Annotated in this window: 8 protein-coding genes and 1 pseudogene; 3 read left to right on the top strand and 6 right to left on the bottom strand. The window is 70.5% G+C overall.

The features are described from left to right. Positions 1–276: pseudogene (locus ACFWN1_RS14890) on the bottom strand (ATPase); the annotation flags it as partial. A gap of 214 nt (positions 277–490) precedes the next feature. On the opposite strand from ACFWN1_RS14890, the gene ACFWN1_RS14885 reads away from it, so the two are divergent. The 3 genes from ACFWN1_RS14885 to murQ are packed head-to-tail and all read left to right on the top strand — an operon-like array spanning position 491 to position 2,388. Beyond that, complete coding sequence (locus ACFWN1_RS14885; RefSeq protein WP_384361507.1) at positions 491–1,438, top strand: MurR/RpiR family transcriptional regulator; 948 nt, start codon at positions 491–493, stop codon at positions 1,436–1,438. A gap of 60 nt (positions 1,439–1,498) precedes the next feature. Next, positions 1,499–1,636, top strand: coding sequence for a hypothetical protein (locus tag ACFWN1_RS14880; protein ID WP_384361505.1), 138 nt, complete (start codon positions 1,499–1,501; stop codon positions 1,634–1,636). Further along, the gene (gene murQ, locus ACFWN1_RS14875) at positions 1,633–2,388 is read left to right on the top strand and encodes an N-acetylmuramic acid 6-phosphate etherase (protein ID WP_384361516.1); all 756 of its coding nucleotides are present in this window, start codon (positions 1,633–1,635) and stop codon (positions 2,386–2,388) included. Before ACFWN1_RS14880 ends, murQ begins: the two co-directional genes overlap by 4 nt. Positions 2,389–2,445: 57 nt before the next feature. Here the strand turns inward: murQ and ACFWN1_RS14870 are convergent, their stop codons facing one another. From ACFWN1_RS14870 to ACFWN1_RS14850, 5 genes are all read right to left on the bottom strand, one after another. Beyond that, positions 2,446–3,891: a cellulose binding domain-containing protein gene (locus ACFWN1_RS14870; RefSeq protein WP_384361503.1), complete on the bottom strand. Its 1,446-nt coding sequence runs from the start codon at positions 3,889–3,891 to the stop codon at positions 2,446–2,448. 63 nt (positions 3,892–3,954) lie between these two features. Beyond that, positions 3,955–5,505 (bottom strand): beta-N-acetylhexosaminidase, encoded by a 1,551-nt coding sequence (locus ACFWN1_RS14865; protein ID WP_384361500.1) that lies wholly within the window; start codon positions 5,503–5,505, stop codon positions 3,955–3,957. Between the two features lie 58 nt (positions 5,506–5,563). After that, positions 5,564–6,313: a carbohydrate ABC transporter permease gene (locus tag ACFWN1_RS14860; protein WP_384361513.1), complete on the bottom strand. Its 750-nt coding sequence runs from the start codon at positions 6,311–6,313 to the stop codon at positions 5,564–5,566. Positions 6,314–6,432: 119 nt separating this feature from the next. Then, the gene (locus tag ACFWN1_RS14855; RefSeq protein WP_384361510.1) at positions 6,433–7,368 is read right to left on the bottom strand and encodes a carbohydrate ABC transporter permease; all 936 of its coding nucleotides are present in this window, start codon (positions 7,366–7,368) and stop codon (positions 6,433–6,435) included. Positions 7,369–7,450: 82 nt separating this feature from the next. Continuing rightward, positions 7,451–8,722 carry an extracellular solute-binding protein gene (locus ACFWN1_RS14850; protein WP_384361498.1) on the bottom strand — a complete coding sequence of 424 codons (1,272 nt, stop codon included), beginning with the start codon at positions 8,720–8,722 and terminating at the stop codon, positions 7,451–7,453. Between the last annotated feature and the right edge of the window lie 176 nt (positions 8,723–8,898).

The following is an 8,898-nucleotide window of genomic DNA, read 5'->3' as shown; positions in this document are numbered from 1 at the left end:
CAGGAGGAGAAGCGCCAGGGCACGGGCGGCCTCCGGTGCGGATGCCGCCCCCGCGGCGCCCACGCAGACGACCGCGGGGCGAACCGCGGGTTCCCGTCCGAGGAGGGGGAGGACGGCGGCGAGCACGGCGGCACGGGCCGCCGCCACTCCGCCGTCGGCGGCCAGCCCTGGGGCTCCGGGCACCTCGTTCAGGTGCTGGGGTGGACCGTCGCCACCGGCCCACCACACGGCCCGGCAGCCGGTCTTGCCCAGGTCCACGGCCACTGCTGCTGTCATACGGCACGCCTCCGTGTCACAGGGGATGTCGTCGCCCGGTCGGTCACGGGACGGCCGCCGGGCCACCGACCGACCGGTCGCGGTCCAGCGAGTATCGGAACGATCGCGTCCGGGTGTCAATAAGTTACGTCACGTGGATTTATGCGTAACTTTTTGACGTGACGCCGGGCGCGTAGTTACGTTGGGGCCTCCACGCAGGAGGGATGACCCCGAGATGGCCCACAGGGAACCACCCGGCTCACCGGCCCAGCCCGCGGAGGGCACTCCCGCCGCCCGGACGCTGGCGCGCATACGCGCGACGATGCCGTCCCTCGCCCCGTCGGAGCGGCGTGTGGCCGAGGCGGTCCTGGCGGACCCGGCAGAGGCGGCGGAGCTGGCCATCAGCGCCCTCGCCGGACGCGCCGACACCTCGGTGGCGACGGTGATGCGCTTCTGCCGGGCGATCGAGATCACCAGCTACCCGCATCTACGCCTGGCCCTGGCCGCGGCCGCGGCGCGCGAGGACGCTCTGAGCGGCCGTCGCCCGGCACCCGGCACCGGCATCAGCGCCACCGACACCCTGGACGACATAGTCAGCAAGATCATCTACAACGAGGTCCACGCCCTGGAGGACACCGGGGCCGGAGTGGATGTCGCTGTGCTGGGCCGGGCCGTGGACGTCGTCGCCGAAGCCCGCAGAGTCGACATCTTCGGCGTCGGCGCCAGCGCGTTCGTGGGCCAGGATCTGCACCAGAAACTGCACCGCATCGGCCGAGTGGCCTTCGTCTGGACCGATCGGCACGCCGCGCTCACCGCTGCCGCCCTCCTCGGACCCGGCGACGTCGCCCTGGCCATCTCGCATTCCGGCGAGACCGAGGACACCGTCGAGCCGCTCCAGGCCGCCGCGGAGAACGGCGCCACCACGATCGCTCTGACCAACGCCCCGCGCTCGACGCTCGCACAGGGCGCGGACCTCCTTCTGACGACCTGCGCCCGGGAGACCCCGTTCCGCTCCGGCGCGACCGTCAGCCGCATCGCCCAACTAGCTTTGGTCGACTGCCTGTTCGTCGGCGTCGCACAGCGGTCCTACGAGGTCGCGACCGCGGCGCTGGAAAAGACCTACGGGGCGCTCCAGCGGCGCAGGTGCCGGCCGGCGCGGCGTCGCGGTTCGGCCGAGGACTGACCGCCGGCCCCCGGCCTCCCCCCTTCCGCGGCACGCATCACCTGAAAGGACGACCGCGCCGTGGACCTGAGCACACTCGGCACCGAGACCCGCAACGAGCGGACCGCCGGCCTGGACCGCATGTCGGTCACCGAACTGCTCTCGGTCATGAATGACGAGGACCGGACAGTCGCCGTCGCGGCGCTCTCCCGCAGATAGGAGCCGCCGTCGAGGCGATCACCGAGTCGCTGCGTCACGGCGGACGGCTCATCTACCTGGGCGCGGGCACCAGCGGCCGCATCGGCCTGCTCGACGCCGTCAAGTGCCCGCCGACCTTCGGCACCGCCCCCGAGCAGGTGGTGGGGCTGCTCTCCGGCGGCCCGGGTGCCTTCGTCACGGCGGTCGAGGGTGCGGAGGACGAACCCCGAAGGGCGGTCGCCGACCTCGACGAAATCGGCCTGGACGAACGGGACACGGTGGTCGGCCTCGCCGCCAGCGGCCGCACCCTTTACCTCATCGGCGGCCTGGAACACGCCGCGGCCAAGGGTGCAGTCACCCTGACGGTCGCCTGCGACCGCGACGCGGTCGTGACCCGGTACGCCGACATCCCGATCGAGGTCCCCACCGGCTCCGAGGTGCTCACGGGGTCGACGCGGCTCAAGGCCGGCACCGCCGAGAAGATGGTCTGCGACATGCTCTCGACCGCCTCGATGGTGCGCCTGGGCAAGGCTTACGGAAACTTCATGGTCGACGTCAGGGCGAGCAACGACAAGCTCGTCGACCGGGCCCGCCGCATCGTCGTCCAGGCCACCGGCACGACCTCCGAGACCGCGGCGGCGGCCCTGCGGGACGCGGGCGGCCACGCCAAGACCGCCGTCGTGATGCTCCTCGCCCACTGCACGGCCGAGGAAGCGGCCCTTCGCCTGTCCGAGGCCCATGGCGACACGCGGACGGCCGTCGGCCGCCCTTGAGAGCGGGCACGCACCCGCCCGCCGACGGCGTCCCGGCGGCGGGCGGAGTCAGCGCGGTCAGCTCGCCGGGACGGTGTCCTTGAACGCCGTTCCGGCCGTCCGCAGCCCGGAGACCGTGGACTTCACCTGGGCCGGGGTGAGCACCTGGTCCTTGACGAAGTACACGTAGTCGACCTGCTCGTTGTACGAGCGTGACGTGTTGCTCGTCTGACCCGAGAGGTCGATCAGCCAGTGGTTGAAGTCGATCCACTGCGGGGTCTCGGGCAGGTAGGGCTCACCGTGCTGCGCCACCTGCTGGCCGTCGATGTAGTAGGTGATGTTGGAGTTGTCGACGGTGATCTGGAGGTCGTGCCAGCCGTCGTAGCTGGCGTACTGCTGGCCGTGGGCGTTGACCGCGTTCCACGGGTCGGGGTTGTAGGTCTCCCAGGACGTCTCGTACATGATGTTCTGGGTCTCGCCCCAGCCGCCGTTGGGCAGGTACTCGAAGTCCTGCTCGCCGTAGTCCGGGTCCATCGGCGCCTTCAGGGGCGTGAAGGTGAAGAAGGTCTGGTTGACGTGGTCGCCGTCGGGGCCGCCGGTCGGGGTGTCGTTGAACTTGACCCGGGCCGCGTAGGTGCCGTTCTTGAACTTCCTGTCGGTGGTCTGGATCTCGGTCTCACGGGTGCCGGATGCCGTGCCGTCGGTGGTGAGCTTGAGGTTGAGCACCTTGTTGCCGCCCGCGCCGTCCCCGACGAAGGTCACGTCCGACGGCGACCAGGTCGCGCCGGGCACACCCGGACCGCCCTGACCGGACTTCACGGTCCAGCCGTGCTGCGCCACAGCCGCGTCGGAGCTGCTGGAGTAGCTGAAGTCGTCGAACAGTGTCGGCGCGTTCGGGTTGCCGGGAGTCGGCGGATCGGTGGGCGGGTCGGTGGGTGTCGTCGGGTCGTTGCCGGCCGGTGCGGTGCCCCACACCACGGAGCCGTTCGCCTGCACGGTGACCTTCGTCCAGTCGGCGTACGCGGGCTGCGAGCCGCTGAACGAGTAGTCGTCGGACTGGGTGAGGTTCTGCCAATCCGCGCGGTAGAACCGCAGCTGCAGGTCGCCGGTGCTCTGACCCGGGCCGAGCGAGCCCGCGCCGGAGGTGAAGCCGATCTCGAGGTAGCGGTCGGCGTTCGCCGTCGGGTGGGCCAGCGTCCCGAAGGTGCCGGTGACGTTGGAGCAGCCCTTCACCGCCCACGAGCAGGCGAAGCGGTAGTTGGTGTTCGGCCCGTCTGCCTTGAAGTAGTAGCGCACGGTGACACGGTTGAGCGGCACGGTGGTGCTGCCGGTGTTCGTGACCTTCAGCCACGGCTCCGACTGATCGGCGGTGGCCCCGGAGGCGCTCGTACGGTACTGCGCGACGAGCGAGTCGTCGGCGGCCGACGCCGGCAGCGCTGTCAGCACGGCACAGGCGAGGCCGGCTGCCGAACACACCGCGATCGCGGTTCTGGTTCTGGCGGATACGCGGAACTTTCCTGACACGGTGATCCCTTTCGACGGTGCGGGTCGGGTGTTTCCGTGATCTCCCACGCTGCGCGCGGGCGTTCAGTGGAGGGTGGTGCCGGGGAGGGAGACGCTGCGCCGGGGCGGGGTCGCCCGGTGGGTCACGCCCAGTGCGGTGAGGCGCGTCTCGTGGACGCGCAGGGCGGGCAGGAAGTCCGTCGACCACCGGCTCGCCGGGTTCCACGCCCGGTCGGCGAGCGCGGCCAGCCGGGGGAAGGCCAGGTACTCGATCTCCGCGGGGGTGCGGATGAACTCGCTCCACAACTGGCCCTGGGTGCCGAGCACCCGGGCCGCGGACTCCGGGTCCCAGTCGGTGGGAGCGCCGCCGCGGTGTGCGGCCGACAGGTCCACCACACCCGGCTGGCCGAGTGGCTCGCCCGGGTCGTCCGACTGCGGGTAGTCCAGGTAGGTGGAGCGGTAGGGCGCCATCACCACGTCATGGCCGCGCCGGGCCGCGGCCAGGCCGTGCGCGGTGTCCCGCCAGGGCATCACGGTGAAGTCCGGCGGCAGTACCCCGGAGTCCTCAGCCCAGCACAGCGGCCGGCGGCCGGCCGCCTGCAGGAACGCGCCGATCCGGCCCAGGAACCAGCCGTGCAGCGCCTTGGGCGCGGCCAGCCCCAGTTCGGCGGTGCGGCGCAACGCCACCGGGCTGGACTCCCACTCGGCCGCCGGGCACTCGTCGCCGCCGATGTGCACATAGGGAGACGGGAAGACGTCCATCACCTCGCCGAGAACCGTCCGGCAGAACTCCAGGACCCCGTCGTGCACGCCGAGGACGTTCTCGCACACGCCCCACCGCGTCCACACGTCCAACCGCCGCTCGGGAAAGTTGCCCAGCTCCGGGTACGCGGCGAGGGCGGCCCGCGCGTGGCCGGGCATCTCGATCTCCGGCACGACGGTGACCCCGCGCTCTGCGGCATACGCCACCAGGCCGCGCAACTCCTCGGCGGTGTAGGCGCCGCCATGGGGCGTGTCGTCGTACTGGTCGCTGCCGGCCGGGCCGAGCTGAGTCCGGGAGCGGACTCCGCCGACCTCGGTGAGTCGCGGGTACGCCGAGACCGGCATCCGCCAGCCCTGGTCGTCGGTGAGATGCAGGTGCAGGGTGTTCATCTTGTGCAGTGCCAGCAGGTCGGCGAACCTCCGCAGGACCGACACCGGCTGGAAGTGCCGCGCCACGTCCAGCATCGCCCCGCGCCAGCGGTACCGCGGCACGTCGGTGATCTGCCCGCACGGCATCCGCCAGGGCACCCCGGCCACGGGCCGGGGCGACAGCGCCTCGGCGGGCAGCAACTGCCGGATCGTCTGTACGCCGTTGAGCAGGCCGGCCGGGCGGGCCGCCCGCAGCAGTACGGCGTCCGGGGCGATGGTCAGCCCGTACCCCTCGGCGCCGAGACCCCGGAGGTAGGGGTCGAGGACGATCACCACGGTGCCGGTCTTCGAGGCCGGCAGCGCCAGTCCGGTGGCCGGGGCCAGCAGCGTCCGCAACAGCTTGGCCGCGCCTCGCGCCTCACCTTCGGCGCGCACGGCCGTCGAACTGTCGAAGGTGAAGTGTCCGGGGATCGGGACGAAGTGGGTGGGGTGCGGAATGATCACAGCGGGGCCTTCGGTTCGGGGGCGGCGGAAGCGGGCGGGGTCGGTGGCGCGCCTGGCGTCAGCCCTTGACGGCGCCCGCGGTCATTCCGGACGTGACGCGGTTCTGCAGGACCAGGAAGACCAGCAGCACCGGCAGCATGAAGAGCGAGGAAGCGGCCATCGTGGCGCCCCAGTCGGTGCCGAAGACGTTGCTGAAGGAGGAGAGCCAGACCGGAAGGGTGCGGGCATCCTGGTTCTTGACGATCAGCGTGTTGGCGAAGGCGAACTCGTTCCAGGCGGTGATGAAGCCGAAGAGCGAGGTGGACAGCAGGCCCGGCGCCAGCAGCGGGAAGGTCACCCGGCGGAACGCCTGCGGCCGGGTGCAGCCGTCGACCTGCGCCGCCTCCTCCAGCTCCACCGGGATCGCGGCGAGGAAGCCGCGCAGGGTGACGATGGTGAAGGGCAGCGTCGTCATGAAGTAGACGAGGGTGAGCATGGGCAGCCCGTCGAGCATGTCGGTGTCGCGGGCGATGACGTACATCGGGATCAGCAGCGCCTCCCAGGGCGCCATCTGGGCGGTGAACACCAGCAGCAGGAAGGCCCGCCGCCCCCGCCACCGCATCCTGCCCACCGCGAACGCGGCGAGGAGCGCGACCACCAGCGACATCAGCACCGCGCCGAGTGTCACGGTCAGGCTGTTGCGCCAGAAGGTGCCGAAGCCGTCGGCGTGCACGGCGGTCCTGAAGTGCGCCACCGTCGGGTGCAGCGGCAGGAACGAGGGGGTGTCGGACTGGATGTCGGCGGTCGGCTTCAGCGCCGTGATGACCATCCAGTAGACGGGGAAGGCGGAGAACGCCACCGTCAAGAGCGCCACCAGGTTCAGCAGCAGCCGGCGCGGAGGCCGCCCGGTGGCCGGGCGTCGTGCCGCCCAGCGCGGAATCGTCGTGCTCACAGCGCGCCCTCCTGACGGAACATCCGGCGCAGGTTGAACACCAGCGCGCCGAGCAGGATCAGTACGGTGAGCGTGGAGACCGCCGACCCCAGGTCGTACTTGTGCAGGGACTGGGCGATCTGGAAGGCGTAGACGGGCAGGGTGGTGGTGGCGCCGTTCGGGCCGCCCTCACTGATCACCCAGATCTGCGCGAAGCACTTGAAGCACCAGATCACCTCCAGCGACGTCACCAGTGCGAAGAGAGGCCGCAGCATGGGGAACGTGACCAGCCTGAAGATCTGCCAGGCGCCGGCGCCGTCGATGCGCGCCGACTCGTACAGCTCCCCCGGGATGGCGGTGAGCCCTCCGTACAGCGTCAGCGCCGCGAACGGTACGGACTGCCAGAGGACCAGGGTGACGAGGATGGCGAAGGTCGCGCCGCCGTGCGCGAACCAGGTGTAGTCGCGGTAGGAGTCGAAGCCGAGCTTTACCAGCAGCCAGTTGACCACTCCGAACCGGGACTGGAACAGCCACTGGAAGATGGTGGTCGCCGCGATCACCGGTGTGGCCCACGCCAGCACCAGCGCGCTCATCACCGCGAGCCGCATCCAGCGCCCCAGGCGCACCAGCATCAGCGAGACGAGCGTGCCGAACAGCATGATCAGCGCCACGTTCAGCCCGGTCCACCAGAAGGTCCGCTTCACCACCGTCCAGAACTCCGGGTCCTCCAGCACCGTACGGTAGTTGGCGAACCCCACCCAGCCGGCGCCGCCACGGATCAGCTCGGCGAGCCCGAAATGCTGGAAGGACATCACCGCGTTCCTGACCAGCGGGTAGACCAGCAGGAAGGCGGCGCCGAGCACGGTCGGGGCGATCAGCAGGTACGGCCAGACTGCGGCGGGCCGGCGGCGGCCCGCGAACCGCCGCCGCGCCGGTCGCGGGGGCGGGTCCATGACGGCCGGTCGGGGCGCGGCGGGAGGAGCGGTGAGCACGGCGGTCTCCTGATGGCTCTGGGCGGGGCGTGGGTCCGCGGCTTCAGGAAGCCGTGTTGAGTGCCTTGGAGATCGCCTCGGAGGCGGTCTTCCCGGCGGCGCCCGGGTCGGCTCCGGTGAGCACCTGGGTCATGTACTGCTTGATCGGGTTGTTCGCCTCGACGGCGGCCCAGTTCGGGGAGTTGGGCGTGCCGTGGCCGTTGGCCGCGCCCACGGCCATGACCGAGGCGCCGAGGTTGCCCGAGAGCACGTCCGCCAGCGACGTGCGGTTGGGCACGTAGCTCATCTCCTTGGCCATGTCCGTCTGCCACTTGGTGCCGGCCAGCGCCTTGACCACCTGGTAGGCGAGCGCCTGGTGCTGGGAGGCGACCGGGATCACCAGGTCGGAGCCGCCGGTGAAGACCGCGCCCGGCCGGTCCGCGGTCTTGCCGGGGATCGGGAAGAAGCCGATCTTGTCCTTCAGCTTGGGGTTGGCCTTGGTGATCGCGTCGGCACCGCCGGGCACCGAGATGATCTGCGCGCTCTTGCCCTTGGCGAAGACGTCCGCCTGCAGCGGCTTGGCCTCGTCGGAGTCCTTGGGGCCCTTGCCCAGGGCCTGGAGCTGCTTGTAGAACCCGATGCCTGCCTTGGCCTGCGGGGTGTTCAGGGAGCCCTGCCACTTGCCGTCGGAGCCCTTGACCGCGAGGTCGCCGCCCTCGTCCCAGATGAAGCCGGCCAGCGCGTACCAGCTCTGGCCCGGCAGGTAGATGCCGTCGACGCCGTTACGGTTGAGCTTGGCGGTGTCCTTGATCCACTCGGCGCGGGTCTTGGGCGGTGTGGTGATGCCCGCCTTGGCGAACAGGTCCTTGTTGTAGACCACCACGCGGTTCGCCGCGTACCACGGGATGCCGAACTGCTTGCCGTCGATCTTGCCCGGCTCGGCGAGGCCGGGTATCCAGTCCTTCCCCTGGAGGTCGGCGGTCTTGTCCGTAAGGTCCTGCACACCCCCGCTGGCGGCGTACTGGGCGACCTGGGTGTTGCCGACCTCCACCACGTCGGGCGCGTCCTTGCTGGCCAGCGCGCTGGTGATCTTCTGGCCGATGCCGTCCCACTCCTGGATCTGGATGTCCAGCGTGGTGCCCTTGTGACGGGACTCGAAGTCGGTCTTGAATCGGCTGAGGAAGCCGTCGGACACGCTGTCACGCATGATCCACACGGTGAGCTTGGCCGGCTTCCCGGAGTTGTCGGAGGAGGAGTCCGACGACGAGCCGCAGGCGGTGAGGCCGGCACACGTCAGGGCGAGGACTGCGGCGCCGGGAATGAATCTGATTCTCATCAACAAGTCACCTCAAGGACGGCGGCGGGAACTTACCACTTGACAACTGGTCTGGTGCTGGTGAGAGAAGTTGGCATAGACCACTGGTGCCGTCAAGAGTCCGCGCAGAAACCCGTACCGGAGTCCTGTGAAGCCATGGTGGGAGCGGTTCCGCGATCTCGGTGGCGGGAACTTGG

It is taken from the genome of Streptomyces sp. NPDC058459 (assembly GCF_042721685.1).
Lineage (GTDB): Bacteria > Actinomycetota > Actinomycetes > Streptomycetales > Streptomycetaceae > Streptomyces.
Note: the sequence above shows the minus strand (reverse complement) of the source record. Positions and strands in the feature narration are given on the sequence as shown.